The following is a 24715-nucleotide window of genomic DNA, read 5'->3' on the forward strand; positions in this document are numbered from 1 at the left end:
GCTGCATACTCTCCCCCCTCGAGGGGGAGATTACACCGCCCAAGGATCCTTGACCCTTGGCCATACCGGCCGCGTCAGCTTCTTGTAATCCGTCACCGCCGGATTGCTCGGGTACGAGCTCGGCGCCGATAGATAGATGATCTCCGCCGCGATCGGTTCAAAGCCGGCGTAGAAATGGTTGGTCGACTTGATCAGCAAAATGTTTTTGCTCATCGGATCGACGCCGATGTTGGAGAAAATATCCGGCTCGAAGGTCTGCGTGCGATTCGTGTTAAGGATGATATCGACCTCTGTGCCTTCGATGCGCACGAGCGCCGTCGGCCCGAGCGTCACCCGGCTCGGCCCGAAGCTTTGCCATCCCTCCGGAACCGCCTTCAGCACCCGCACCTTCGCGTCGATCGGTTCACCGGCCAGCGGCCCGGCCTTGCCGCCGAAGCGCAGATCGATGACGGCGCCCTCTCCGGCAGCCTGGCAGAAGGTGACGGCGATCGGGTCCCAGATCGTTGCCACGCCAATATTGTCGACGCCGCGTGCCAGCATGGCGCGCAGAACCACGGTGCCGTCGCCGGCGACGCCGCCGCCGGGATTATCCCAGATGTCCGCGATGACCGCCGGTTTGCCGGGGTTTTCCTTGCGCACGGCCAGCGCCCGCGCAATGCCGTCCTCGGTGTTCAGCATCGTCATCGCGGTCTTCTCGCGCATGGCGTAGAGCTCACGCCCCAGCCTCTCCGCCAGCGCATCGCCCTTGGCCCTGTCATTGTCGGTGACGACGAGGATGCGCGTGCCCATTTCCGGCACGTCGGCCGCCATGAAGCCATGGATGACCGAGACCGACAGCACGCCGTCCTTGCCGTGCAGCGCCTTGATGCGGTCGACGAAGGAGCGCATTGGCTCGCGGCTGGTCGGCAGCACCTGGATCATGCGGCAGTCGAAGGTCGAGATAACAGGCTTGATCTCGCCGCCCGCCGCCGCCAGCCCGAGCTCGACGACATGCTCGCCGCGCTCGTAGAAATCGGTGTGCGGGAATTCGAGGAAGTAGGCCATGATGTTTGACGCCGCGACGCGCTTCGGCGTCAAATGGCTGTGCGGATCGAGTTCCACCGCGATCACCACATCCGGCCCGACCATGGCGCGTGCCCGTTCAAGCAGATCACCTTCGCAATCGTCATAGCCTTGCGCCACCATGGCGCCATGCAGGCCAAGAATGACGGCGTCGACCGGCAGTGCGGCCTTCAACTGGCCGAGGATTTCGTCGCGCAGCGCCTCATAGGTCTGGCGCTGTACCAACCCCCCGGGCTCCGCCCAGGTGGCGGTGCCTTCGATGACGGTCAGCCCATCCTTGGCGGCACGCCGGCGCAGCGCAACCATTGGCGACGAGCACAGTGTCGGCGTGTCCGGATGTTTTCCCGGACCGGAATAGAACGCCATTTCGAACGACGCCCGGTCGGTCGGCACCGGTGAGAAGGTGTTGGTTTCCGTCGCCAGCGAGGCGGTGAAGATGCGCATGGAAGCTCCGTAAGAAGGCTATTTGACCGCCCCGAGCGCGAGCCCCCGGACGAGATAGCGCTGCAGCCAGATGAACAGGATCGCCACCGGCAAGGTCGCCAGCAGTGTCGCCGCCATCACATGGTGCCACTCGATCGTGTAGCGGCCGGCGACCAGCGAAAACACCTGGATCGGCAGCGTGTAGCTTTCCTGGCTGCGCAGCATGGTGAGCGCGACGACGAACTCGTTCCATGCATTGATGAAGGTGAAGATGGCGGTCACCGCTATCGCCGGCAGGCAGAGCGGCAGGAACACTTTGCGCAAGGTCAGCCAGCGGCCGGCGCCTTCCATCCAGGCGGCCTCCTCGAGGTCGCGCGGGATGGTGTCGAAATAGCTCTGCAGCATCCACACCGTGAAGGCGACGTTGAAGGCCATGTAGATGACCCCGAGCGCCGTGGTCGATTCGATCAGACCCCAGGCGGCCATCAGCCGGAACAGACCAAGCACCAGCACGATCGGCGAGATCATCTGCGAGATCAGCAGGAACTGGCGGAAGGCGCCGTAGCCGGCAAAGCGAAACCGTGACATGGCGTAAGCCGCCGGTACCGAGATCAGGATGGCGCCGACAGTGGCAATGACAGAGACATAAAGCGAATTGGCCAGCGCCTGGCCGAAGCCGGTCGCCACCCACATGTCGGCAAAATTCGACCAGTGGAACTCGCTCGGCCACCAGGTCGGCGACAGCACTTCTTGCCGTGGCTTGACCGCGGTCAGAAACATCACCGCGAAGGGGAAGATCGTCACCACCAGCAGCGGCGAAAGCAGCAGCCAGGCGATGATCGTGCGCTTCAGCTTGGGCGTCATGTCCGCTGCTCCCGCATGGCGAGGCGCACATAGATCATGGTGAAGATCAGCAAGATGGCGAACATCAGCAGCGACACCGCCGACGCCTCCCCCAGCTTGCCGATGCGGAAAGCCAGTTTGTAGAGATGGGTGACCAGTATGTCCGTTGAGTTGGCCGGCCCGCCTTGCGTCATCACCCAGATGATCGGGAACGAGTTGAAGACGTAGATGGTGTTGAGCACGATGGCGATGTTGATGAACGGCTTCAGCAGCGGAAAGGTGATCTCGCGGAATTGCTGCAGCGGCGTCGCCCCCTCCAGTGCCGCCGCCTCGTAGAGATCGTCGGGGATCGACGACAGGCCGCCGAGGAAGATCGTCGTCGTGAACGGCACCGTCACCAATATGCCGATCAGCACCTGCATCGGGAATGCCGTCTCGGCGCGCGCCAGCCATTGGATGTTCTCATGGATCAGGCCAAGCCCGATCAGCGCCGAATTCAGCATGCCGCTTTCGCCGTTGAGCGCCCAGCGCCAGACCACCGCCGTCATCGTCAGCGACACCGCCCAGGGCAGCATGATGATGACGCGGGCAATGCCGCGGCCGTAGAAATCGGTGTTGAGGATCATCGCCACCGGCACCGACAACAGCAGCGCGCCGCCGACCACCAGCACGGTCCACAGGCCGGTGCGCCAGAGGGCTGCCAGGAAATCGGGATCGGCGAGGAAGGCGGCGTAATTGGCGAAATTGTTGAAGTCACGCAGCTGGCCGAAGCGGCTGACATCATGCGTCGAGATCTGGATCAGGTCCCAGACCGGCCAGAAGATGACCACAGCCGCCAGCAGCAGGCTGGGCAAGGTCAGCAGATAGGGCAGGAAGCGATTTTGCATCGTTCGTTCAGTCCCGAGCTCTTTTCCGGGCGTTGACGCCGCCCCTCACCTGCCTGCCGGCATCCTCTCCCCGTATAGTGACGGGGAGAGGGGTCGCTCTCATTGATGATTTCGCCAATCGCCAGCGTGGCAGGAAAAGCGCCGAGGCTCCGGTCGGCCCTTTCTCCCCGTCACTATACGGGGAGAAATGCCCGGCAGGGCAATGAGGGGCGGCGCTGACATCGACGAACTGTCTTTCTGCTGAAGACTGAAAGTAGTGGCGCGCCCCGATTGAGACAGGCGCGCCGGGCGCAGGGAGATACGCCCTATTTCTTCAGCACGGCGTTGGCCTTATCAGCCGCTTCCTTCAAGCCCGCCTCGGGGTCGCCGCCGAGATAGATCTTCTGCATGGCATCCGAGGTGATCTGGGCGACTTCTTCCCAGCCCGGGATGACCGGCGCGAAACGGGCGTCGGGCAGAAGTGCGGTGAAGGCGGCGAGGTCGGCATTGTTGACGTAATAATCCATCTTGGCCTCTTCCTTGTTCACCGGCAGGAAGCCTTCCCCTTGCGTGAACTTGGCGCGCTGTTCGGTGGTGAACAGGAAGTCGAGCAGCTTCCAGGCCTCATCCTTGTTCTTGGAATTCTTGAACATGATGATGGAATCGGTGACGCCATACGTGCCGCGCGCGCCGGTCGGACCGGCCGGAATGGCGGCCACGCCATATTTCAGGTTCGGCGCCTCGTCCTTGATCTGGTTGGAGAGGAAGGGTGCGGTGATCATCATGCCGACCTTGCCCTGCTTGAACAGGTTCTGGACGTCCTCGCGGTTGTTGGAGGTGACGCCCGGTTCCGTCAGGCCCTCGTCGATCATCGACTTGTATAGCTTGGCGGCTTCGAGCGCGCCCGGCGTGCTCAAGCCGGAAGTGCCGTCCTTGTTGAGGATCTCGGTGCCTTGCGACCACATCGCATAGTAGTAGTAGACGTCGGTCTCGATCTCCTTGCCCTGCAGGCCGAAACCGAACGTGCCGGAGCCCAGCGCCTTGATCTTGCGCGCATCTTCCTGCAGTTCGGTCCAGGTTTCCGGCGGGTTGGCGATGCCGGCCTTCTCGAACAATTCCTTGTTGTAGTACATCGCCCGCGCCGAAGCGGCGATCGGTAGGCCGTAGGTCTTGCCGTCCATGATCGAGGGCGACAGGAAGGTGTCGATGAAGCGGTCCTTGAAGTCAGGCTTGATGTAGCCGTCCAGCGGCTCGGCGACGTCCTGCTGGACGAAATCGATCAGCCAGCGCGTGCCGATGATGGAGAGATCCGCATTGGTGCCGGCGGTGATGTCGGTGGTCAGCTTCTGCAGCAGCACATCCCACGGCACCACTTCGAACTTGACGGTGATGCCCGGGTTGGCGGCTTCGAATTCCTTTTTCACCGCTTCGAAATACGGCCCGGTCTTGGCGCTGTATTCGGCGACGGTGACGCGCACTTCGCCGGCGTCCGCCTGCGCCGTCAGCGCCAGCATGCTCATTCCGGCCATCAGGCCTATGGTCCATTTCGCGAGCGTCATATGATCTCTCCCATTGATTGGCGCCTGTGCACTTGCGGCTTTCAGCGACCTCAGCTTTATGTGACTTTCCTACATTATCCATCATTTGGCGCTGCGCAAGCGGATTATCCTGTTGCTTAATTACATTTCTTAAAATAGCGTTTTGCGACTATCGTAGACCCAAGGAGACGCGCAGGGTGGTTTCGAAGGCCGAATTTGCAGGCAAGACTGTGCTGGTAACCGGCGCCGGCGGCGGCCTCGGCTCGGCCATCGTGGCGCTGTTGGCTGAGCGCGGCGCGCGGGTGATCGGCTGCGACCAGTTGGAAGACCAGCTTGGCAGTCCGCATCTGGCGTCGCGCTACGTCTTCGACCTGCTCGACCGGGCTTCCATCGAAGAGGCGATACCAGCGATCCTTGGGAAAGACGGCGTCCCCGACATCCTGATCAACAATGCCGGCTGGACGCGCGCCGAGACGCTTGCGGCATTGACTCCCGACAAGATCGAGCATGAACTCGACCTCAATCTGACCGGGGTGATGCTGTTCGCCGATCCGCTGATCAAGGCGATGGCGGCGCGTGGTTCGGGCAACGTGGTTTTCATCTCCTCGGTCAATGCGATTTCCCATTTCGGCAACCCCGCCTATGCCGCGGCCAAGGCCGGCATCAACGCCTATGCGAAAGCGGTCGCGGTGGAGCTAGGACGCAGCGGCCTGCGCGCCAATGTCGTCTGCCCCGGCTCGATCCGCACCGCCGCATGGGACCATCGCCTGGCCAAGAACCCTGATATTCTGGGCAAGCTGCAGCGGCTCTATCCGCTCGGCCGCATCGTCGATGCCGCGGAAGTGGCCGAGGCGGTGGCCTTCCTCGCCTCGGAACGCGCATCGGGCATAACAGGCGCGGTGGTGCCGGTGGATGCCGGGCTGACCGCCGGCTTCCTGCCCTTCATCGACGATATTTTGGGAGCCTGACCATGACCGATGTCGAGTTCCGCGACCTGTCGAAATCCTTCGGACGGCACAAGATCCTCGAGAACATCAGCCTCGACATCAAAAGCGGCGAGTTCGTCGTGCTCGTCGGCCCTTCCGGCTGCGGCAAGTCGACCTTGCTGCGCATGCTGGCCGGGCTGGAGCCGATCACCTCAGGCGATCTGCTGATCGGTGGCGTGCGCGCCAACGATTTGCCGCCGCAGCAGCGCAACATCGCCATGGTCTTCCAGTCCTATGCGCTGTTTCCGCACCTGAAGGCGGCAGACAATATCGGCTTCGGTCCAAAGATACGCGGCGAGGCGCGCCCGGCCATCGATGAGAAGGTCAAGAAGGCGTCGGGCATCCTCAATCTGTTCTCCTATCTCGACCGCTACCCCCGGGAGTTGTCGGGCGGCCAGCGCCAGCGTGTCGCCATGGGCCGCGCCATCGTGCGCGAACCCTCGGTGTTCCTGTTCGACGAGCCGCTCAGCAATCTCGACGCTCAGCTGCGTGTGCAGATGCGCACCGAGATCAAGGCACTGCACCAGCGCCTGAAATCGACCATCGTCTATGTCACCCACGACCAGATCGAAGCCATGACCATGGCCGACCGCATCGTGGTGATGGACCGCGGCAAGATCCAGCAGGTCGGCGCGCCGCTGGAACTCTATGACCGTCCCGCCAACAAATTCGTCGCCTCCTTCATCGGCTCGCCGTCGATGAGCTTTGTGTCCGGGGCGCTGAAGACCACGCCCGAAAAGACCTGGTTCGAATCGGCCGGTGGCGGACGTTTGGCGCTCGGCGGCAAGACGGTGCCGGCAGGCAGCACGGTAGAGGCCGGCATCCGGCCCGAACACTTCGTCATCGGCGATGCTGCCGACGCGATGGCGATCAAGGTCGATGTCGTCGAGCCGACCGGCTCGGAAACCCATGTCTATGGCGCCATCGGCAGTGATACGGTGCGCGCCGTGTTCCGCGACCGGGTGCAGGTGAAACCGGGCGAATTGCTGCCGGTCTCGGTCGCACCGGGCAACATCCATCTGTTCGACACGGCGACGGGCTTGCCGCTATGAAGGCGCCATGAAAACGAAAACCCAGAAATGAGAACGCCGGCCGACATCATCACGCGTCTGCAATTGATGTCGCAGGACGGCACCAAATCGGACCGCCGCCTGGCCGGCCTCGTGCTGTCCGACCTCGATTTTGCTTCCAAGGCGGCAATCTCCGAGATTGCCGCGCGTGTCGGCGTCAGCGAGCCGACGGTCACCCGCTTCTGCCGCAATCTCGGCTGCGAGGGCTTGCGCGATTTCAAATTCTATCTGGCGCAGGCGATCGCCATTGGCGGCCAGTATCTGTCGCCCGAACCGCTCAGCCGTGACGCGCGCGAGCAGCGCATCGCGACCGCCATCACCGAAGCGGCGATAGCCGCCATCCAGCGCGCCAGCGAAAACCTCGACATGAAGACGCTTGTTGGCGTCGCTGCGCGCATCGTCAATTCGGGCAATGTGCTGTGCATCGGCTCCGGCGGCATTTCCTCGATGATGGCGACCGAGATGCAGAACCGGTTGTTCCGGCTGGGCGTACCGGTGCTGGCGCAGGTCGACGGGCAATTGCAGCGCATGTATGCCGCCGTCGCCACACCCGAGACCACGCTGATCGCCTTTTCCGTCTCCGGCTATGCGCGCTCGGTCATCGATGCGGTGCAGGTCGCCCAGCAATATGGCGCCACCACAATCGCCATCACCCCGCCCGACTCCGCGCTCGCCAAGGCCGCCGACACGGTCATCCATTTCCAGTCGCTGGAAGACGGCAACATCTACAAACCGACCTCATCGCGTTATGCGCTGCTGTCGATCGTCGACATGATCGTCACCTCGGTCGCTGAGACGCGCGGACCCAGGGTTCTCGAAAATTTGCGCCGCATCAAGCAGAGCGTGAACACGCTGAAGGTCGATGATCCCAAATTGCCGCTGGGCGATTGAGAGCGACGCGGAAGCTGCCAATCTCCCCTCTCGTGGGGGTTGAGGAGCGGTCCGCATAGCGGACGCAAAACCAATTGCTTGGCTTTGCGAGCGACGAAAGCCGGCAGGACAGAGGGGAGCGCTGTCCCGCCGACAGATCAAGGGTGTACATGCTGCAACGCTGGATCTTCGATCAGCCGCTGAGCGTTTCAACGCGCAGCGCCAGCACAGCCGGATCACCCGCGACACGCAGTGTCTTCAGCCGTGAAGTACCTCCACCGACAACCGACACGGTCGATGCAGGCACACCGAGCGCCTTACCAATCAGCCGCTCCAGCGCGGCGTTGGCCGCACCATTCTCCGGCACGGCGCGCACGCGCGCCTTCAAATAGCTTCGCCCGTCCGCCGATATTTCGACGCCTTCAAGCCTGTCCGCGGAAGACTTCGGCGTCAGCCGGACGAACAGGTCGATGCCATTCTCGCGGCTACGAAAAGGCGCGCTCAAGCGATCTTCGGCCTCACAGGACCAGCGGCGCTATCGTGGTGAGGATGAGCTGCCTGAGGAAGAACAGGAGCAAAAGCAGGATGATCGGCGAGATGTCGACACCGCCAAGGTCGGGCATGAACCGACGGATCGGCCGCAGCGCCGGCTCGGTCAGCCGGTAGAGCATGTTGCCGATGCTGCTGACGAACTGATTGCGCGAGTTGACGACGTTGAAGGCATAAAGCCAGGAAAAGATCGCCGAGGCGATGATGATCCACCAGTAGATATCAAGCGCCATGACGATGGTCTGAATAAGGGCGAGCATGCCGGTCTCCAAATTGTCGCCGACATGTAGCCATTGCGCGCGGAACCGGCAAGGGCAGCCTTTGCACAGCACCTGTCGCTGCGCATCGCGGCAAGGGATTTCGGCAGGACAGTGCCTTGACAGGAAACCGCAGCCTTCGATAAATGCGCCATCCGCTGGACGGGGCTGTAGCTCAGCTGGGAGAGCGCGTCGTTCGCAATGACGAGGTCAGGAGTTCGATCCTCCTCAGCTCCACCAGCGGAATTTTTCCCGGGCCTGTCGCGTCTGCATCTCTGGAAGACAGTTCGACTCGGCGCCTGCTAAAGCCCGCCTTCGCTGCGAGATAAGGTGCCAGGGCAAGCGAATAGCTGGTCGTCAGATGATGATTTGTCGCGCTGCTTGGCGGTTTCCTCCCAGCGCGCCTTGGAAATGAACAGCAGCGTGCCCGAGCCGTGAGGCAAGAGCCGATCGCCTCAGCTCATTCTCTTTCCGTCTCCAGCCCGCTGACCAGCGTGTCGACGAAACCCAGCAGCTCGCCTTCGAGGTCGGTGGGCGCGAGGCCGACGAACCGGTCCTCAAGCGAGATGGCGACGATGCCGTGGACGGCGGAGAACAGGGTGCGCGCGCGGGCCAGCAGATCGTGCGAGTCCAGCGCGGGGAGCAGCTGGGCAAGCGGCTCGACCAGATGCTGGATCAGCACCGCATGTTCCGCCAGATGCCATTCGGGCACCGCCACGCCTGGCGCCATGCGGTGCTCGAACAGCGCCTTCCATGCCATGCGGTTGTCGCGGGCGAAGCCGAGATAGGCCTTGGCCAGCGCCTTCAGCCTCGCCCTTGGCTCTGCGGCGCCCGTCGCCTCCTGCTGCAAGGCCTCTCCCAGCCGCGCCAGCGTAATCGAATTGACGTGCAGGATGAGCTCGTCGAGGTCGGCAAAGGCGGTGTAGAGCGCTCCCAGCGCGCAGCCGGCATCGGCCGTGATGTCGCGTGCGCGCAGCCCGGCGAGCCCCGAGGCTTGAATGCGCGCTTGCGCGGCCTCGATCAGCCTGCCCCTGAGATCCTCACGTTTGGCGTCCCGTTTTGCCGTCATTAACCTTCCCTATGCGAGATTTATGAACACCGTTCATTTTTCTCTTGAACGCCGTTCACGATGTGTTACGTTGCATTCGTGAACAACGTTCATAGAGGAGAAACGAGAATGTTGAAACAGTTTTTTGCTCTCGTTCGCGGCCGCAGCTACGAAGCCGCCGAGGGGGTCGTCGACCGCAACGCGCTGGTGATCCTGCGCCAGCAGATCCGCGACTGCGCCGACGCCATCGCCGCTGCCCGCCGGGCGGTCGCCATTGCCATCGCCCAGAACGAACAGGAAGTCGCGCAGTTCAAGAAGCTGGTCGTCCGCATCGACGACCTGGAGAAGCGCACCATCGCCGCGATCGAGCAGGGACAGAATGAACTGGCCCGCGAGGCGGCCGAAACCATCGCCATGCTCGAAGCCGAACGCGATGCCTCCAGCGAGGCGCAGAAGAGCTTCAGCACCGAAATCGAACGGCTGAAGCGGATTATTCGTGTCTCTGAAATGCGCCTGCGTGAATTGCAGCGCGGCCAGCGCATCGTTGCAGCGGTCGACTCGACCCAGCGCCTGCGCGAAAGCGCTCCGGGCTCCAGCCTCTCGGCGCTCAGGGACGCCGAGGAGACGCTGCTGCGCCTGCGCACACGGCAAAAGCAGATCGACGCCACCGCGGCTGCCATGGCCGAGATGGAGCAGTCGGGCGATCCGGCCGCGGTCAGCGAAAAGCTTGCAGCCGCCGGCTGCGGTGCTCCGCTCAGAAGCAGCGCCGACGCCGTGCTCGAACGGCTGGCGAAGACCATGGCCAAGCCGGCCTGATTGTATCCGGCCTGAAACAGACCCACGCCCAACCAACCTAACCCTGAAACGAAAGGATTATACCGATGACCCCCAACACCTACGCACCCAAGGACACAGCCGCCTGGAAGACATTCACCATGGCCAGTTTCGTCGTTGCCGCCACGATGATGGCGGGCGGCATCTACTTCATGGAGGCAAGCTTCGCCGCCAAGGGGTTTTATGCCATGGCCGCCATCATGCTCGTGCACACCTCGATCACCATCACCAAGACGCTGCGCGACGCGGAAGAGGCAAGCCGTTTCATCAACCGGCTGGAAGACGCCAAGACCGAGAAACTGCTGATGGATGTCAGCCGCAGTAACGAAGTGTAACCGGGTTCCCGCTAAAACAAGGCTCAAACCGCGCAAGACCGCTGATCGATCCCAACAGGATTTCACCGGTCTTGCCCAATGGAAGTCGCCGCTATGGAAATCGCCCCGATCAACCGTCCCACAGCTCATCTGATGACGTCCCGGCGCTTTGCGCCTTTGTTCTGGACGCAGTTCCTGTCCGCCTTCAACGACAATTTCCTGAAGAACACGCTGGTGTTCCTTATTCTGTTCACGCTGGCGGCGGATCAGGCGGCGTCTCTGGTCACCCTGGCGGGCGCCGTCTTCATGGCCCCCTTCCTGTTCCTGTCCGCGCTTGGCGGTGAGATTGCCGACCGCTTCGACAAGGCGCTTATCGCCAAGCGACTGAAATTCGCCGAGATCGCCGCCGCAGGTGTCTCCGTCGTCGGCATCGCGCTGTCGTCCATTCCCGTGCTGATGGTGGCGCTCTTGATGTTCGGCATCATCTCGGCGCTGTTCGGGCCAATCAAATACGGCATCCTGCCGGATCACCTCGAGCGCAAGGAACTGCCCAAGGCCAACGCCTGGATCGAGTCCGCCACCTTTGCCGCAATCCTTGGCGGCACCATTGCCGGCGGCGTCGTTTCCGCCGATGGCATCGGCGCCACAGTGTTCGGACCGATCATGATGGCGCTCGCCGTCGGCTGCTGGCTCGTCAGCCGCTACATCCCATCCACCGGTTCGGCGGCGCCCGACCTCGTCATCGACAGGAACATCTTCCGCTCGACCTGGCGTCAGGTCGCCGAATTGCGCACCGACCTGCGCATCTGGCGCGCCGGCCTGATGACCTCGTGGTTCTGGCTGATCGGCGCCATCGTGCTGTCGATCCTGCCGACCCTGGTCAAGGATTCGCTCGGCGGCAACGAGATGGCGGTCACCGTCTATCTCGCGGTCTTCGCCGTCTCGATCGCCATCGGCTCGGCCATCGCCGCCTGGATGTCGCAGGGCCGCATCGTGCTTCTTCCGGCACCGGTCGGCACGGCGCTGCTGGCGCTGTTCGGCCTGCATCTCGCCTGGACCATCTGGAGCATGACGCCTTCGCCCCAGGCAGAAACCCTTGTCGCATTCTTCGCCGGCCCGAACACGATCCGCGTCGCCATCGACCTTGCCGGCATGGCCATTGCAGCCGCCTTCCTGGTGGTGCCGACCTTCGCCGCCGTGCAGGCCTGGTCGCCCGAGGCGCGCCGCGCCCGCGTCGTCGCTGCCGTCAGCATCGTCAATGCCGGCTTCATGACCGTCGGCGGTGTTGTTGTCGCCGTTATCCAGACGAAAGTCTCCACCGGTGGCATTCTGTTCGGCCTCGCCGCGGCCAATGCGATTGCTGCCTGGCTGATGTTGAAATTCCTGCCGACCAACCCCTTCCGCGATTTCGTCTCCATCCTGTTCCGCGCCTTCCTGCGCCTGGAGGTCGAGGGCATGGACAACCTCAAGGCAGCCGGCAAGGCGCCGATCCTGGCGCTCAACCATGTCAGCTTCCTCGACGGTCCGCTGGCGCTGACTTTGACCGACGAAGAGCCGGTCTTCGCCATCGACTACTTCATCGCCCAGGCCTGGTGGATGAAGCCGTTCATGAAACTTGCCCGCGCTTTGCCGCTCAATCCGGCCAAGCCGATGTCCACCCGCACGCTGATTAAGGTCGTGCAGGGCGGCGACCCGCTGGTCATCTTCCCGGAGGGCCGCATCACTGTCACCGGTGGCCTGATGAAGGTCTATGACGGCGCTGCCATGGTCGCCGACAAGACCGGCTCGATGGTTGTGCCGGTGCGTATCGACGGGCTGGAGAAGACCTACTTCTCGCGGCTGAGCTCGCAGCATGTGCGCCGTCGTCTGTTCCCGAAGGTCAAGGTGACCATTCTGGAACCGGTCAAGCTCGAAGTGCCGCAGGAGCTGAAGGGCCGCAAGCGCCGCGCCGCGGCGGGGTCTGCCCTCTACCAGGTGATGTCGGATCTCGTCTTCCGCACCCAGGACATCGACAAGACCGTGCTGGAAAAGATCATCCAGACAGCCAACGAACGCGGCATGAAGCAACTCGCCGTGGAAGATCCGGTCACCGGTTCGCTGAGTTACGGCAAGCTGTTGACCGCTGCCGCCGTGCTCGGCGAGAAGTTCGAGCACCTCTATGCCGATGAGCAGACGCTGGGCATCATGCTACCCAACGCCAACGGCGCCTGCGCCGCGCTGCTCGGCGTCATGTCGGCCGGCAAGGTTCCGGCGATGATGAACTTCACCGCCGGTGCGGCCAACATCCTGTCAGCCTGCAAGGCGGCCGAAGTCCGTACCGTGCTCACGTCTCGCGCCTTCGTCGAACAGGCAAAACTCGGCGCCGTGGTCGAGGAACTTGGCCGCTCGGTCGACATCGTCTGGCTCGACGATCTCAGGACGACCATCGGCCTGAAAGACAAGTTGCTCGGCCTGCTGCGCAAGTCGACGCCGCGCGTGCCCCGCAAGCCTGATGATCCCGCGGTGATCCTGTTCACCTCGGGTTCGGAAGGCACGCCGAAGGGCGTAGTGCTGACCCACCGCAACATCCTGGCCAACGCCGCCCAGGCCGCGTCGCGCATCGACTTCCATTCGGGCGACAAGGTCTTCAACGTGCTGCCGATCTTCCATTCCTTCGGCATGACGGCGGGCACGGTGCTGCCGCTGATCTCGGGCGTGCCGGTGTACTTCTACCCCTCGCCGCTGCACTACCGCATCGTGCCGGAACTGATCTACGCCTCGAACGCGACGATCATCTTCGGCACCGACACCTTCCTGTCCGGCTATGCGCGCACCGCGCACCCCTACGACTTCCGCTCGATACGCTATTGTTTTGCCGGCGCAGAACCGGTCAAGGCAGCGACGCGCATGACCTACATGGAGAAGTTCGGCGTGCGCATCCTCGAGGGCTACGGCGTCACCGAAACGGCACCGGTGATCTCGATCAACACGCCGATGTACAACCGCTCCGGAACCGTCGGCAAGATCATGCCCGGCATGGAATATCGCCTCGACCCGGTGCCTGGCGTCGACGATGGCGGACGGCTGTTCGTGCGCGGACCCAACGTCATGGCCGGCTATCTCCGGGCCGAGAAGCCCGGCGTGCTCGAACCGCTAGAGAATGGCTGGCATGATACAGGCGACGTCGTCGCCATCGACGAGGGCGGCTTCATCACCATTCGCGGCCGCGCCAAGCGCTTCGCCAAGATCGGCGGCGAGATGATCTCGCTGGCGGCTGTCGAAGCGCTGGCCGGCGAATTGTGGAAAGGCGCGCTGTCGGCGGTCGCGACCGTGCCCGACGCACGCAAGGGCGAAAAGCTGATCCTCATCACCGAGGCACCCGGCGCGGCCCGTGCGGACTTCCTGGCTTTCGCCAAGGCCACTGGCGCCATGGATTTGATGGTGCCGGCCGAGGTGCGGGTCGTCTCAAAAGTGCCGGTGCTCGGCTCCGGCAAGCTCGACTTCGCCGCCGTCACCAAGATGGTCCGAGACGAAGAGGCCTTGAAGACCAAGGCCGCCTGATCCACTCACAAGACGGGTCGGCACAAAACGCCGGCCCTTCTTGTCGTCACGTCACGGCCTCCCGCTGCGCTATCAGCATGGCCATGCGCTGCACGGCGCGCAATTCCATTTCCACGCCGGGCGACGATGCCATCGCCGGCATGTTGAGCGCGACCACGGCCAACGGGTCGAGTGTCGCCAGCAGCACATGCGTCGCCTCGTATTTCTCAAACAGCCAGGCCAGCTGCTCGCGTATATCCTGGTCGACGGGCGCATCCGGCTGCGCATCGGCGACCGAGCGCACCGGCTCCTGCTCCAGCGCCCGCGCCAGCACCTTCAGGTCGAAATCGCCGAGGTCGGCGGCCGGCAGGATCAAGGCGCCGTCGACGAGGATATGGTGCTGCAGCCCGCGCAGGAAGCGCGCCGAATCGGTGAGGTCGCCCTCGGCCATATGCTTCAGCAGCGAGTCGCGGCGCTTTTCGGCGGTCAGGCTGACGCTGTCATTGTAGATCACCGCCAGCAGCGTCGCCGAAAGCACGATCACCACACCCTGCACGCTGCCGCGCCAGCCGAGATCGTCGATGCCGCCCAGCGCCAGCCCTGCAAACACCGAGCTCAACGCGATGACGGCGAAAGCGCCGATCGTGTCGCGATGGCCGAGGCTCGCCCGCCCGAGACCAATGGTCAGCCAGCACAGGAACAGGATGGCGATCCCGCCGAGCCGCACCGGCACTTCGAACAGGCCGGGCCGATAGTCGGTGACCATGAACGGAAGGATCAGCAGCAGCGACAGCGCCATCCGCTCCACGGTGCGGTTCTCGGCCGCCGACAGGCTGTCGCGATCGCGCGTCATCACCAGCCAGCCGATGGCGACAAAACCACCGAACTGGAAGGCCAGAAGCATCGCCATCCGCCATGGCTCTGCAAGGCTTTCCGGGATCATAGCCAGCAGGAGGAACAGCAGGGCGCCACTTGCGGCGAAGAATTTAAGCGCAAACGGCGCATGCCGGCGCAGCAAGCCCTCAGTCAGCAAAAGAGCGGCCAGCGGCAGCAGGCCCGCTGCCGCGATCGTGACGAAGCGGAAGAGGGCGAGGCCGGTCGTCCAGTCCAGAATGCGGCAGGCGAGCAGCACCGCCAGCACCCGCAACCCAAACAGGAAGCGGCGCGACAGCGGATCGCCGGTGTCGCGCCCGCCGACGACCGATATCACGATCAGCAGGCCGAACAGCGCCGCCAGCGAGGTGATGGTGTCGGCGACGAGTGTGTCATCGAAACTCATGGCTCCGCTGCCATCAGCTTGAGCGTGAAACGGCGCACCGCATCTGAGGCCGCTAGCGTGTCCATGGTCTCAGCACATTCGATTGCCGGCTCGAATCCGCCCAGTGAACCACCGGCAGCACCAGCCGCTGCAGCGTGGCGGCGGCACCCGCCACGGCAAGGGCGGCAAGCGAGCCGCGCGGCACCGCGTCGGCGAGATAGGTGCGCGCGGACTGAAAACTCATCTGGCCGATCTGCAGCACGTCATCGCCGCGCCCATAGTCAAGCTCTTTGCGGCAGAACGCGTTGTAGGTTTCGACGCGATGCTTGGCCGCCTCGTCGAAGGTCTTTTTCAAATCGTCCGATCCACCAGTATAGGCATTGGTGATGACGAAGCGCTCTTCGTCGAAGCCCGCCTCGGGGCCGACGCCAAAGACATGGCGGTGGCGCGCCATGATCTGCCGCGCCAAAAGCACATGGGCCAGCGACCGCCGCGCGCCGGCATGGGGTCCCGGAAACACATTGGTGAAGGCTTCAGCGACCATGCCGACGACGGCGGGCACCTGGGTGACGTTGGAGATCCAGATCGGCCGCAGCTGGTTGCGCAGGAACATCAGGAAGCAGGTCAGGCCGTAGAGGATCCAGCTCAGCCCCCGGCTGCGCTCGTCCGGATCGACCATGACGAGGCCGAGATGCAGCACCTCATAGGGCTTGCCGGCCAGCGAGATCTCCATCAGCGCCAGCGTGTTGAAGGCGATCGGCCGCCCGTCGCTGCGCCGGTAGACGATGGTGATGATGGAATGTTCCAGCCGGCTGCGATCGCCGGAAAACACGCCATAGGTCAGGCTGCCGGCCTTCAGCGTCTTCGACGCCACCAGCCGCAGATCGCTGCTCAGCTGCTCCAGATCGGCCGCCGTCATCCAGCGTCCGGGCCGCTCCACGACGCGCGTCTCGTAGCCGTCGGACACGCGCATACGCACATCCATGAACCGACCCGGTAGCAGCTGCAGAACCGCCTTCAGCACTGTTTCCCCCTGAGGCCAAGCCAACCAGTATAATCCCTCCCGCCGCCTAAGGCGCGGTAAACCCGAATACGGCAATGCCTGGTTGTGTCCAACAAGGCAAAAAGAACAGCTGCAATCGCCGACCAGTGCGGGCTCAGCTTTCCGCAGCGACGAGATGGCCGTTGCCGACATCGTTCAGCGCCAGCTTCAGCGGCGCTTCGCCGATCTTGCGGGTCGCGCTCGGTATCTCCTGGTCGAGGCGGGCGAATCGGATTCTGCGCTGCGCCGGGTCTGGCACCGGCACGGCTTCGATCAGCCGCCTAGTGTAGGGATGGCGCGGGTTGGAAAACACTTGGTCGCGTGTGCCCATTTCGACGATCTGGCCGAGATACATGACGGCGACGCGATCGGAGATGTTCTCCACCACCGCCATGTCATGCGAGATGAAGAGATATGCGACGCCGAATTCGCGCTGCAATTCCTTCAGCAGGTCGAGCACGCGCGCTTGTACCGAGACGTCGAGCGCCGAAACGCTTTCATCGGCGATGATCAGCTTTGGCCGCAGCGCCAGCGCCCGTGCAATGCAGACGCGCTGGCGCTGGCCGCCGGAGAATTCGTGCGGATAGAGCTCCATCTGGTCGGCCGACAGGCCGACGCGCTCGAATAGCGCTGCCACGCGATCGCGGCGCTCGTCCTTCGAGGCGTTGCCGTGGATCACCAACGGCTCGGCGACGAGATCGCCGACACGCATGCGCGGATCGAGCGAGGCGAACGGGTCCTGGAAAATCATCTGCACGTCGCGGCGCACCGCCTTGCGCTCGACGCGGCCGAGGCCCGACAGATTGCGCCCGCCAATAACGATGTCACCGCTATACGACACCAGTCCGGCCAGTGCCTTGGCGGTGGTCGACTTGCCGCAGCCGGATTCGCCGACCAGCGCCAGCGTCTCGTTGGGCGAGATCGAGAAGCTGACGCCCTCAACGGCATGAACGCGGCGGGTGACCTGGCCAAAGACACCGCCGCGCAGATCGAAGCGGACATGCAGGTCGTTGACCTCGGCGACGTTGGCCGGCTTCGAAAGCTCGGCCGCATCCCTGGATTTCTGGCGCCCGACCCCGCTGCCGATGCGCGGCACGGCGGCCAGCAGTTCGCACGTGTAATCGGCCTGCGGTCGGGCAAAGATATCAACGGTCTTGCCCTCCTCGACCATGCGGCCATGCCGCATGATGATGACGCGGTCGGCCATTTCGGCGACCACGCCCATATCGTGGGTGATCAAGATGACACTGGTGCCGTGCCGACGCTGCAGGTCGCGCAACAGTTCCAGCACCTCGCCCTGCACGGTGACGTCGAGCGCCGTCGTCGGTTCGTCGGCGATCAGCACATCGGGCTCGAGCGCCAGCGCCATGGCGATCATCACCCGCTGGCGCATGCCGCCGGACAGCTCATGCGGAAACTGTTTTAGCCGGCTTTCGGCTTCAGAGATGCGCACCGCCTTGAGCGCTTCGATGGCGCGCTGGCGGGCCTCGGCCTGCGACAGGCTGGTATGCGCCTCGATGGATTCGGTCAGCTGCCGACCGATCGACAGCACCGGGTTGAGCGAGGTCATCGGCTCTTGGAAGATCATGGCGATGCGGTCACCGCGGATGCGCCGCATCTGGCGCTCGTCGAGGGTTGCCAGATCGGTGTCGCCGAGATGGATCTCGCCGGACGAAATACGCGCAGCCGGCTGCGGCAGGAGTTGCATGATCGCCAGTGCGGTCATCGACTTCCCGGAGCCAGACTCGCCGGCAATGCAGAGTGTCTCGCCACGCGCCAGCGTCAGCGACAGGTTGGAGACAACCTCCCGCTCACCGTCCTCGCCACGCACGCTGACGGAGAGGTTGGCGATGTCAAGGACGGGGTTTGTTTCGCCGGTCATCGCGAAGCCAATCCCGCGAAGGATTTATTCCGGCGCGACCCCCACCCGGACCTTCGGTCCGACCTCCCCACAAGGGGGAGGTAGGGCGCCAGCGCTCTACCCTCCCCCTTGTGGGGAGGGTCGCTGCGAAGCAGCGGGGTGGGGGTGCGGCGCCGACCTGACGTCATTCAAACACGCAGCGCGGAAAATAGAACGATACCACCCAGTTCGGCACGTCGACGACCTCGCTGATGCGAAGGTCGCCGCACACCGAAGCCAGCATATAAGCCTCGACCGGATCGATTTGGTACCGCCCAGCCAGCAGGTCGACCATCTGGGCGACCGCCTCCTTCGCACCCATGATCAGGTCCGGGCCGATGCCGGTCGTTACCTCATAACCCTTGGCGTCGAGATGGCGCGTCACCGGGCCCGACGTGGTGAAGCGCGGCGTCTTCAGCCTGGCGTCCTTGACCAGATCGAGCTTGAGCACGACGTTCATCGGGCTTTCGATCGCCGTGCCGCAGACCTCGCCGTCGCCTTGCGCGGCATGCGTATCACCAACCGAGAACAGCGCACCCGCCACTTCCACCGGCAGATAGAGTGTGGTGCCGGCGGCGAGGTCGCGGATGTCGAGATTGCCGCCGACGCGCCGCGGCGGCACCACCGAGTGAAGCCCCACCTCAGCCGGGGCGTTGCCGATGGTGCCGGCGAAAGGCTTCAGCGGCACGCGCGCATTTTTACCGAACAGCGCCGGCTCGAGCGAGGCGTCGTCGTATTTCCAGATGTTCAGCGCCGGCTCTGTAAAATCGTCGGCAAGCAGGCCGAAACCCGGAATGTTCGCCGTCCAGCCGAAGCCGGACGGTTTGAACATTTCAATCGTCACCTTCAGCGCATCGCCCGGCTCCGCACCCTCGACGAAGATCGGCCCGGTCACCGGGTTGACCCTTTCGAAGTCGAGCTTGGCGACGTCGGCGACCGTGCTGTCGGCGTTCAACTGGCCGCCGCCCGCATCGAGGCACTGGAACTCGATGGTCGAGCCGGGCACCACCCGTTCGGCCGGGGCAAAGGAATTGTCCCAGCCGAAATGGTGATGGCGCCCGTGGATGGTGTAGTCGCAGCTATTGCACATCTTTTACATACACATTGTCATAGTTGATGAAGACATGGACCGGGTCGACATAGAGGTTGTCGGCGCCGCCCATGCGCGCGGATCTAATGGTGAAGCGCTGCTCGTTGAAGACAGGCGCCCATGGTGCGTCCTCCATGATCTTGTCGTAGATCCCGCTCCACATCTTGTTGCGCTCAGCTGATTTGGCCGGATCGGTCATCGAGTCGGCTTCCGCCGCCTTGGCGTCGAGATCCTTGTTGCAGTACCACGACCAGTTCCAGCCGCCGGGCACAGCACCCGCACAGCCGAGGATAGGTCCGTAGAAATTCGACGGGTCGGGGAAGTCGGCGATCCAACCCATGCCGCCGGACCAGATCATCGGCGCGCCGGCCTTGTCGCCGCCTGCGGCAATGACATTGGCCTGTGCCAGTGCCTGGATACTGGCCTTGATGCCGATCGCCGCCAGATCCTGCTGGATCGCCTGCGCTATGCGCGGGTTGGGATCGGTGTTCATGGCGAACAGCTGCGTCTCAAAACCATCGGGATGGCCGGCTTCCGCGAGCAGTGCCTTGGCCTTGGCGACGTCATAGGGATAGCCCTTGAATTCCTTGTCGTAGCCGGGCATTGACGGCGGCAGCGGCTGGTTGGCTGGCACTGCCCGATTGTTGATAATCTGGACGATGCGCGCCTTGTTGATCGCCATGTTGACGGCCTGGCGCACCTTCACATTGTCGAAGGGCGCCATCGTTGTGTTCATGGTGATGTAGCCGGTGTGCAACTGGCCGCCTTCGATGACGTGCGACTTTTGCTCTGGATCGGCCATCACCTCCTGGAACTTGGCTGGAGGAATGCCGTCGAGAGCCAGGTCGATCTCGCCCTTCTGCAGGCGCAGCAGCGCCACGATCGGCTCTTGGCCAACCTCGAAGGTGATCTTGTCCAGATGCGGCAGGCCCTTGTGCCAATAGTCCGGATTGCGCTCGAAGACGATGCGCTGTCCAAGCGTCCATTCCGCAAGCTTGAAGGCGCCGGTGCCGACCGGGTGCTTGCCGAAATCGGCGCCGTATTTCTCGACCTCTTCCTTCGGCACGACATGGGCGAAGTTGATGGCCATGACATGCAGGAAGGTGGCGTCGGGCCGGCTCAGTTCGAATTTGACCGTATAGGGATCGACGACGGTGACGCCGGAGAGGCTTTCGGCCTTGCCGGCAACGACATCGTCATAACCCTTGATCGAACCGAAGAAGCCCGCACCCGGGCTCTGCGTCTTCGGGTTGGTGACGCGGTCGAGCGAGTATTTCACATCGTCGGCGGTCATTTCGCGGCCATTGTGGAACTTCACCCCGTGGCGCAGCTTGAAGGTGAAGGTCTTGCCGTCCGGCGAAATCTCGTAGCTTTCTGCAAGGTCCGGCTTCAGATTGGTCGTGCCCGGCTCGTAATCCATCAGCCCGTCGAACAGGCTCTTGATCATCGACCAGTTCTGCCAATCATAGCCGATCGCCGGGTCGAGCGTCGTGACGTCGTCCTTGTATGTGGCGACAATCTCGCCGCCCTGCTTGGCGTTCGGGTCGACGGCGTCTTCGGCGCGTGCGCTTGCCATGCCGAGCATCAGCGCGAGCGCTGAGGCCGCGACGGTGGATGCCAGAAATCTCTTCATCACATGTTCCCTTTCTCTGTTTTGTTATTCAGTTTGTTGAGTTTTCATCTGAGCTTGATGCGGGGGTCGATAAAGGGCGCGACGATGTCGGCGAGCAGATTGCCGAGCACGATGGCGAAGGCCGAGACCAGCGTGACGCCCATGATGATCGGAATGTCGACGCGCTGGATGGCTTGCCACGCCAGCTGGCCGATGCCGGGCCAGCCGAACACGCTTTCGACGACGACGATGCCGCCCATGAAGATGCCGATGTCGATGCCGATCATGGCGATGACAGGCAGGATGGCGTTGGGCAGCGCGTGGCGGAAAATGATGGCGCTGCGCGCCAGACCCTTGGCGCGGGCGGTGCGGACATAGTCCTGGCGCAGCACGTCGATCATCGACGAGCGCATCATGCGCGCATACCAGCCGGCGCCGAGTATGCCCATGGTCAGCGACGGCAGCACCAGATGGCGCCAGGTGCCGTAGCCGCCGATCGGAAACCAGCTCAGCCGCACCGCAAAGACGTAGAGCAGCAACAGCCCGACGACGAATTGTGGCGCCGAGACGCCGACGAAGGAAGCGACCATCAAGGTCTGGTCGGTGGCGGTGCCGCGCTTGACGGCGGCGATCAGGCCCATGCTCAGGCCGATCAGCAATTCGCACAGGATGGCGCCGACCATCAAAAGCAGGCTTGCCGGTAGCCGAGAGACAATCAGTTCGGTGACTTCTGAGCGCTGGATGTAGGAGCGGCCGAGATCGCCGCTGACGAGCTTTGTCAGATAGTGCCAGTACTGGACGACGAAGGGTTGGTCGAGGCCGAGCTGCTGGCGGATGTTTTCGACCGTCTGCGGCGTGGCGCTGCGGCCGGCGATCTGGCGCACAGGGTCGGCCGGCAAGAGGTAGAGCAGCGCAAAGGTGATCAGCGAGACGCCGAGCAGGATCAGCAGCGACTGGATCAGGCGGCGGCCGAGATAGGCGATCATGCCCGGCCTCTTTGCGTCGGATCGAGGATGTCGCGCAGCGCATCGCCGATCAGGTTGAAGGCCAGCGCCAGCGCCAGGATCGCCGCACCGGGAATGAACACCAGCCAGGGTGCGGCCTGGAAATAGGTCTGGTTTTCGAAAATGATGTTGCCCCACGACGCCGTTGGTGGCTGCACGCCAATGCCGAGGAAGGAGAGAGTCGCTTCCAACAGCACCGTGGTCGAGATGCCGAGCGTGCCCCAGACGATGATGGTCGGCAGGAGATGCGGCAGGATGTGGCGAAACAGGATGCGCGGCGCACCGGCGCCGATGGTGCGTTCAGCGTCGATGAATTCACGCTCAGCGAGTGAGGATGTTTCGGTATAGATGACGCGTGCGGTCTGCACCCAGTTGACCAGCGCGATGACCATGGCGACGATCCACAGGCTCGGCTGGAACACCGCCGCCAGGCAGATGGCGAGCAGCAGGGCTGGGAACGCCATCATCAGATCGGTGAAGCGCATCAGCGCGCTGCCGACCCAGCCGCGGAAATAGCCGGCGGTGACGCCGACCAGCGTGCCGATCAGAAGCGCCACGCCATTGGCGACAATGCCGATGATCAGCGAGGTGCGGGCGCCGTAGAGGATGCGGGTCAGCAGGTCGCGGCCGAGCAGGTCGGTGCCGAGCCAGTACTGGGCGCTCGGCGGTAAGGGCGACCCCTCGATGGTCAGGCCGTCGAACATCTGCTCGTTGGGATCGTAGCCGGTCAGCCACGGCGCCAGGATGGCGCCGGCGACGACGATGGCAACGATGACCAGCCCGAGCAGCGCCAGCCGGCGTTTGATCAGTCGGCGCCAGACGCCGGCGCGCGGCTTGACCGGCATGCGCACAGGCGTCGGGAAATCAGGCGCGATAGGACTGGTCATCGCCGCCTTCTTCACCCGTTGCTTCCTCGCCTGTTCCTTCCTCACTTGTCATCGCCACGATCCGGCGCGCTGCATCCTCGACGCTGATCTGCCAGCTCATCGCCAGCGAGCGCAGCTGCGCATAGGCGCGCTCGTCGTCGCTGCCCTTCGACAGCGCCGCCACCGCCCGCACGATGGTCTGGCGCTCGGCGACGCGCTGGCGCAGTGACGCAATTTCGCCGGCTAAATGTTTTCGCGCCTCGAAACTCTGCCTCGCGATCAGAAGCGCGCTGTACACACCGGCATTTCCGACCGGCTTCAAGAGTTGCGCATCGGCCTTGTGCGACAGTGCCCATTCGATGCGGCCGGGCGCCTCGGAGCCGATCAGCGCCACCAGCGGCATTGGCGCCTCGCCCGGCTGCCACGGGAATTGCTCGTCAAAGCCGAGATCGGCGTCGAAGAAGACGAAATCGGCCGCCAGCGCCCCAGGCGGCAATTCCGGCCAGCAGTCGACAGTGATCAGGCCGATGGCCGACAATTGTCTTGTGATGGCCTGCACCGTCGGGTGCGGGCGATGCAGGATGAAGGCCCTGGCGCCGCCGAGATTGGGGATGCGCGCCCTGGTCACGACACCACCCTCAGGCGCGGACGGCCGAATGTCTTGGCCGGGTCGTAGCGCGACAGATAGGGGTCCGGCGCAACCTCGTCCTCGCGGCTGACGACCTCGAAGAAGCCGTCCGCGATCCGCCCGATGATCACCGGCAGCGTCGCATGCTGTGAATGGGCGTCGATGGCGATCGGCCCGAGCCGGGTCGAGAAGCGTCGCTCGGCGAAAGCCTTCGAAAACTCCGCCGGGCCGGCGTCGGCGTCGCGCGACATCACGTCGGCCATCACTTGCACCGAGGCATAGGCGGAGGCCTCGAAGGACGAGGCGAAGGCCGCCGGCCGCGGCGCGAAATACGGCCCGACCGACAGATGCCCTTTGCCCGTTTCGCCGATCGCCGGCAGTTCGCCCTCGGTGAGATTGCAGGAAATGACCGGGCAGTTTTCCGACCGGAAGGCGGCATCGTCATCACCCAGATCGCGATAGGCGGCCAGGAAGGCATAGGACGAGGTGCCGATCAGATTGTTGAGGATGAAGCTCGGCCGCGTTGCCCGGATTTCGGCGATCAGGCGCGACACATCGGTCTCGCCGATGCGCAGATAGCGCTCGCCCAGCACCTTGCCGCCGGCATCGGCGATGAGGTCGCGCGCCACGCGGTTCATCTCCCAGCCCCAGATGTAGTTGGACCCCAGCAGGAAACCGTTGGCGCCGAATCGCGGCACGACATGCGCCATCAGCGGCACCAGATGCTGGTTGGGGCAAGCGTGCATGTAGACGACATGCTCGTTGGCCTCGAAGCCTTCATAGGGGCAGGCATACCAGAGCATGCCGCCCGCCTTCTCCAGCACGGGGATCGTCTCCTTGCGGCTCCACGAGGTGACACAGCCGACGACATGGCGGGCGCTGCTGGTCTTGAAGATGTCTTCGCAGAGCGTCGCATAGCGATCCGCATTGCTTTGCGGATCGCGCTCGATAGGCACCAGTTCGATGCCGTAGCTGCGGTCGGCATTGATGTCGGCAATGGCGCGCATGGCGCCCATCCGGCAGGCATCGGAGACCAGCTGATAGCTGCCCAAGCGCGAATAGAGGATGCCGATCTCGATACGCCGTTTCAAACGAAACCCCAGAAATGACAATGCCCCGCAGCCAGCACCGCAGGG

22 protein-coding genes and 1 tRNA gene are annotated in these 24715 nt (G+C 63.7%); 7 read left to right on the forward strand and 16 right to left on the reverse strand.

The genetic code is table 11. The annotated features are described in order from the left end of the window. Nucleotides 1–30 precede the first annotated feature (30 nt). The 4 genes from AC04SH_RS04205 to AC04SH_RS04220 form a co-directional block, all read right to left on the reverse strand. Nucleotides 31–1506 carry a M81 family metallopeptidase gene (locus AC04SH_RS04205; protein ID WP_488574045.1) on the reverse strand — a complete coding sequence of 492 codons (1476 nt, stop codon included), beginning with the start codon at nt 1504–1506 and terminating at the stop codon, nt 31–33. 18 nt (nt 1507–1524) lie between these two features. Then, the gene (locus AC04SH_RS04210; protein WP_023668609.1) at nt 1525–2349 is read right to left on the reverse strand and encodes a carbohydrate ABC transporter permease; all 825 of its coding nucleotides are present in this window, start codon (nt 2347–2349) and stop codon (nt 1525–1527) included. Further along, nucleotides 2346–3215: a carbohydrate ABC transporter permease gene (locus AC04SH_RS04215; RefSeq protein ID WP_142869068.1), complete on the reverse strand. Its 870-nt coding sequence runs from the start codon at nt 3213–3215 to the stop codon at nt 2346–2348. The genes AC04SH_RS04210 and AC04SH_RS04215 overlap by 4 nt, the downstream gene beginning before the upstream one ends. Nucleotides 3216–3520: 305 nt before the next feature. Then, nucleotides 3521–4753, reverse strand: coding sequence for an ABC transporter substrate-binding protein (locus AC04SH_RS04220; protein WP_488574046.1), 1233 nt, complete (start codon nt 4751–4753; stop codon nt 3521–3523). Between the two features lie 176 nt (nt 4754–4929). Here AC04SH_RS04220 and AC04SH_RS04225 point away from each other — a divergent pair, with 176 nt between their 5' ends. The 3 genes from AC04SH_RS04225 to AC04SH_RS04235 are packed head-to-tail and all read left to right on the forward strand — an operon-like array spanning nt 4930 to nt 7679. Then, the gene (locus AC04SH_RS04225) at nt 4930–5700 is read left to right on the forward strand and encodes an SDR family oxidoreductase (RefSeq protein WP_488574047.1); all 771 of its coding nucleotides are present in this window, start codon (nt 4930–4932) and stop codon (nt 5698–5700) included. Between the two features lie 2 nt (nt 5701–5702). Continuing rightward, on the forward strand, nt 5703–6770 hold the full coding sequence (locus tag AC04SH_RS04230) for an ABC transporter ATP-binding protein (protein ID WP_488574048.1): 1068 nt from the start codon (nt 5703–5705) through the stop codon (nt 6768–6770). Nucleotides 6771–6797: 27 nt separating this feature from the next. After that, a complete protein-coding gene (locus AC04SH_RS04235) occupies nt 6798–7679 on the forward strand; it encodes a MurR/RpiR family transcriptional regulator (RefSeq protein ID WP_488574049.1) in 882 nt (293 codons plus the stop codon). Nucleotides 7680–7851: 172 nt separating this feature from the next. On the opposite strand, the gene AC04SH_RS04240 is transcribed toward AC04SH_RS04235, so the two are convergent. Together AC04SH_RS04240 and AC04SH_RS04245 are read right to left on the reverse strand one after the other, a co-directional pair. Further along, nucleotides 7852–8163: a DUF167 family protein gene (locus tag AC04SH_RS04240; protein WP_488574050.1), complete on the reverse strand. Its 312-nt coding sequence runs from the start codon at nt 8161–8163 to the stop codon at nt 7852–7854. 13 nt (nt 8164–8176) lie between these two features. Beyond that, on the reverse strand, nt 8177–8467 hold the full coding sequence (locus AC04SH_RS04245; protein WP_477235365.1) for a YggT family protein: 291 nt from the start codon (nt 8465–8467) through the stop codon (nt 8177–8179). Between the two features lie 161 nt (nt 8468–8628). Between AC04SH_RS04245 and AC04SH_RS04250 the strand changes: the two genes are divergently transcribed. Beyond that, nucleotides 8629–8704 (forward strand) — tRNA-Ala (locus AC04SH_RS04250). 220 nt (nt 8705–8924) lie between these two features. On the opposite strand, the gene AC04SH_RS04255 is transcribed toward AC04SH_RS04250, so the two are convergent. Next, nucleotides 8925–9533 (reverse strand): TetR/AcrR family transcriptional regulator, encoded by a 609-nt coding sequence (locus tag AC04SH_RS04255; RefSeq protein WP_488574051.1) that lies wholly within the window; start codon nt 9531–9533, stop codon nt 8925–8927. A 108-nt stretch (nt 9534–9641) separates the two neighbouring features. On the opposite strand from AC04SH_RS04255, the gene AC04SH_RS04260 reads away from it, so the two are divergent. From AC04SH_RS04260 to AC04SH_RS04270, 3 genes are all read left to right on the forward strand, one after another. Then, nucleotides 9642–10328 (forward strand): PspA/IM30 family protein, encoded by a 687-nt coding sequence (locus AC04SH_RS04260; protein ID WP_488574052.1) that lies wholly within the window; start codon nt 9642–9644, stop codon nt 10326–10328. 65 nt (nt 10329–10393) lie between these two features. Continuing rightward, entirely contained in the window at nt 10394–10681 is a 288-nt protein-coding gene (locus tag AC04SH_RS04265) for a YiaA/YiaB family inner membrane protein (protein ID WP_488574053.1), read from the forward strand. A gap of 93 nt (nt 10682–10774) precedes the next feature. After that, entirely contained in the window at nt 10775–14200 is a 3426-nt protein-coding gene (locus tag AC04SH_RS04270; protein ID WP_488574054.1) for an acyl-[ACP]--phospholipid O-acyltransferase, read from the forward strand. 46 nt (nt 14201–14246) lie between these two features. Here AC04SH_RS04270 and AC04SH_RS04275 read toward each other — a convergent pair whose 3' ends face one another. The 9 genes from AC04SH_RS04275 to AC04SH_RS04315 form a co-directional block, all read right to left on the reverse strand. Further along, complete coding sequence (locus AC04SH_RS04275; RefSeq protein WP_488574055.1) at nt 14247–15458, reverse strand: hypothetical protein; 1212 nt, start codon at nt 15456–15458, stop codon at nt 14247–14249. Between the two features lie 52 nt (nt 15459–15510). Further along, on the reverse strand, nt 15511–16461 hold the full coding sequence (locus tag AC04SH_RS04280; protein WP_488574056.1) for a GNAT family protein: 951 nt from the start codon (nt 16459–16461) through the stop codon (nt 15511–15513). A 133-nt stretch (nt 16462–16594) separates the two neighbouring features. Next, nucleotides 16595–18361 carry an ABC transporter ATP-binding protein gene (locus AC04SH_RS04285; protein WP_488574057.1) on the reverse strand — a complete coding sequence of 589 codons (1767 nt, stop codon included), beginning with the start codon at nt 18359–18361 and terminating at the stop codon, nt 16595–16597. 163 nt (nt 18362–18524) lie between these two features. Then, the gene (locus AC04SH_RS04290; RefSeq protein ID WP_488574058.1) at nt 18525–19469 is read right to left on the reverse strand and encodes an acetamidase/formamidase family protein; all 945 of its coding nucleotides are present in this window, start codon (nt 19467–19469) and stop codon (nt 18525–18527) included. Beyond that, on the reverse strand, nt 19459–21102 hold the full coding sequence (locus AC04SH_RS04295; protein WP_436262277.1) for an ABC transporter substrate-binding protein: 1644 nt from the start codon (nt 21100–21102) through the stop codon (nt 19459–19461). Before AC04SH_RS04295 ends, AC04SH_RS04290 begins: the two co-directional genes overlap by 11 nt. Before the next feature lie 44 nt (nt 21103–21146). Then, a complete protein-coding gene (locus tag AC04SH_RS04300; protein WP_488574059.1) occupies nt 21147–22067 on the reverse strand; it encodes an ABC transporter permease in 921 nt (306 codons plus the stop codon). Continuing rightward, nucleotides 22064–22930, reverse strand: coding sequence for an ABC transporter permease (locus tag AC04SH_RS04305; RefSeq protein ID WP_488574248.1), 867 nt, complete (start codon nt 22928–22930; stop codon nt 22064–22066). Before AC04SH_RS04305 ends, AC04SH_RS04300 begins: the two co-directional genes overlap by 4 nt. 19 nt (nt 22931–22949) lie before the next feature. Then, on the reverse strand, nt 22950–23579 hold the full coding sequence (locus AC04SH_RS04310; protein WP_488574060.1) for an ANTAR domain-containing response regulator: 630 nt from the start codon (nt 23577–23579) through the stop codon (nt 22950–22952). Further along, entirely contained in the window at nt 23576–24670 is a 1095-nt protein-coding gene (locus AC04SH_RS04315; protein ID WP_488574061.1) for a transporter substrate-binding protein, read from the reverse strand. Before AC04SH_RS04315 ends, AC04SH_RS04310 begins: the two co-directional genes overlap by 4 nt. Nucleotides 24671–24715: the final 45 nt, after the last annotated feature.

The sequence above is a fragment of the Mesorhizobium sp. CNPSo 4688 genome (assembly GCF_057784295.1).

What these genes read in the sequence shown, in the direction of transcription:
- AC04SH_RS04260 (WP_488574052.1), top strand. Translation starts at nt 9,642, where the DNA reads ATGTTGAAACAGTTTTTTGCTCTCGTTCGCGGCCGCAGCTACGAAGCC.
- AC04SH_RS04230 (WP_488574048.1), top strand. Translation starts at nt 5,703, where the DNA reads ATGACCGATGTCGAGTTCCGCGACCTGTCGAAATCCTTCGGACGGCAC.
- AC04SH_RS04285 (WP_488574057.1), bottom strand. Translation starts at nt 18,361, where the DNA reads ATGACCGGCGAAACAAACCCCGTCCTTGACATCGCCAACCTCTCCGTC.
- AC04SH_RS04295 (WP_436262277.1), bottom strand. Translation starts at nt 21,102, where the DNA reads ATGAAGAGATTTCTGGCATCCACCGTCGCGGCCTCAGCGCTCGCGCTG.
- AC04SH_RS04215 (WP_142869068.1), bottom strand. Translation starts at nt 3,215, where the DNA reads ATGCAAAATCGCTTCCTGCCCTATCTGCTGACCTTGCCCAGCCTGCTG.
- AC04SH_RS04245 (WP_477235365.1), bottom strand. Translation starts at nt 8,467, where the DNA reads ATGCTCGCCCTTATTCAGACCATCGTCATGGCGCTTGATATCTACTGG.
- AC04SH_RS04220 (WP_488574046.1), bottom strand. Translation starts at nt 4,753, where the DNA reads ATGACGCTCGCGAAATGGACCATAGGCCTGATGGCCGGAATGAGCATG.
- AC04SH_RS04255 (WP_488574051.1), bottom strand. Translation starts at nt 9,533, where the DNA reads ATGACGGCAAAACGGGACGCCAAACGTGAGGATCTCAGGGGCAGGCTG.
- AC04SH_RS04205 (WP_488574045.1), bottom strand. Translation starts at nt 1,506, where the DNA reads ATGCGCATCTTCACCGCCTCGCTGGCGACGGAAACCAACACCTTCTCA.
- AC04SH_RS04235 (WP_488574049.1), top strand. Translation starts at nt 6,798, where the DNA reads ATGAGAACGCCGGCCGACATCATCACGCGTCTGCAATTGATGTCGCAG.
- AC04SH_RS04210 (WP_023668609.1), bottom strand. Translation starts at nt 2,349, where the DNA reads ATGACGCCCAAGCTGAAGCGCACGATCATCGCCTGGCTGCTGCTTTCG.
- AC04SH_RS04300 (WP_488574059.1), bottom strand. Translation starts at nt 22,067, where the DNA reads ATGATCGCCTATCTCGGCCGCCGCCTGATCCAGTCGCTGCTGATCCTG.
- AC04SH_RS04305 (WP_488574248.1), bottom strand. Translation starts at nt 22,930, where the DNA reads ATGCCGGTCAAGCCGCGCGCCGGCGTCTGGCGCCGACTGATCAAACGC.
- AC04SH_RS04275 (WP_488574055.1), bottom strand. Translation starts at nt 15,458, where the DNA reads ATGAGTTTCGATGACACACTCGTCGCCGACACCATCACCTCGCTGGCG.
- AC04SH_RS04265 (WP_488574053.1), top strand. Translation starts at nt 10,394, where the DNA reads ATGACCCCCAACACCTACGCACCCAAGGACACAGCCGCCTGGAAGACA.
- AC04SH_RS04270 (WP_488574054.1), top strand. Translation starts at nt 10,775, where the DNA reads ATGGAAATCGCCCCGATCAACCGTCCCACAGCTCATCTGATGACGTCC.
- AC04SH_RS04290 (WP_488574058.1), bottom strand. Translation starts at nt 19,469, where the DNA reads ATGTGCAATAGCTGCGACTACACCATCCACGGGCGCCATCACCATTTC.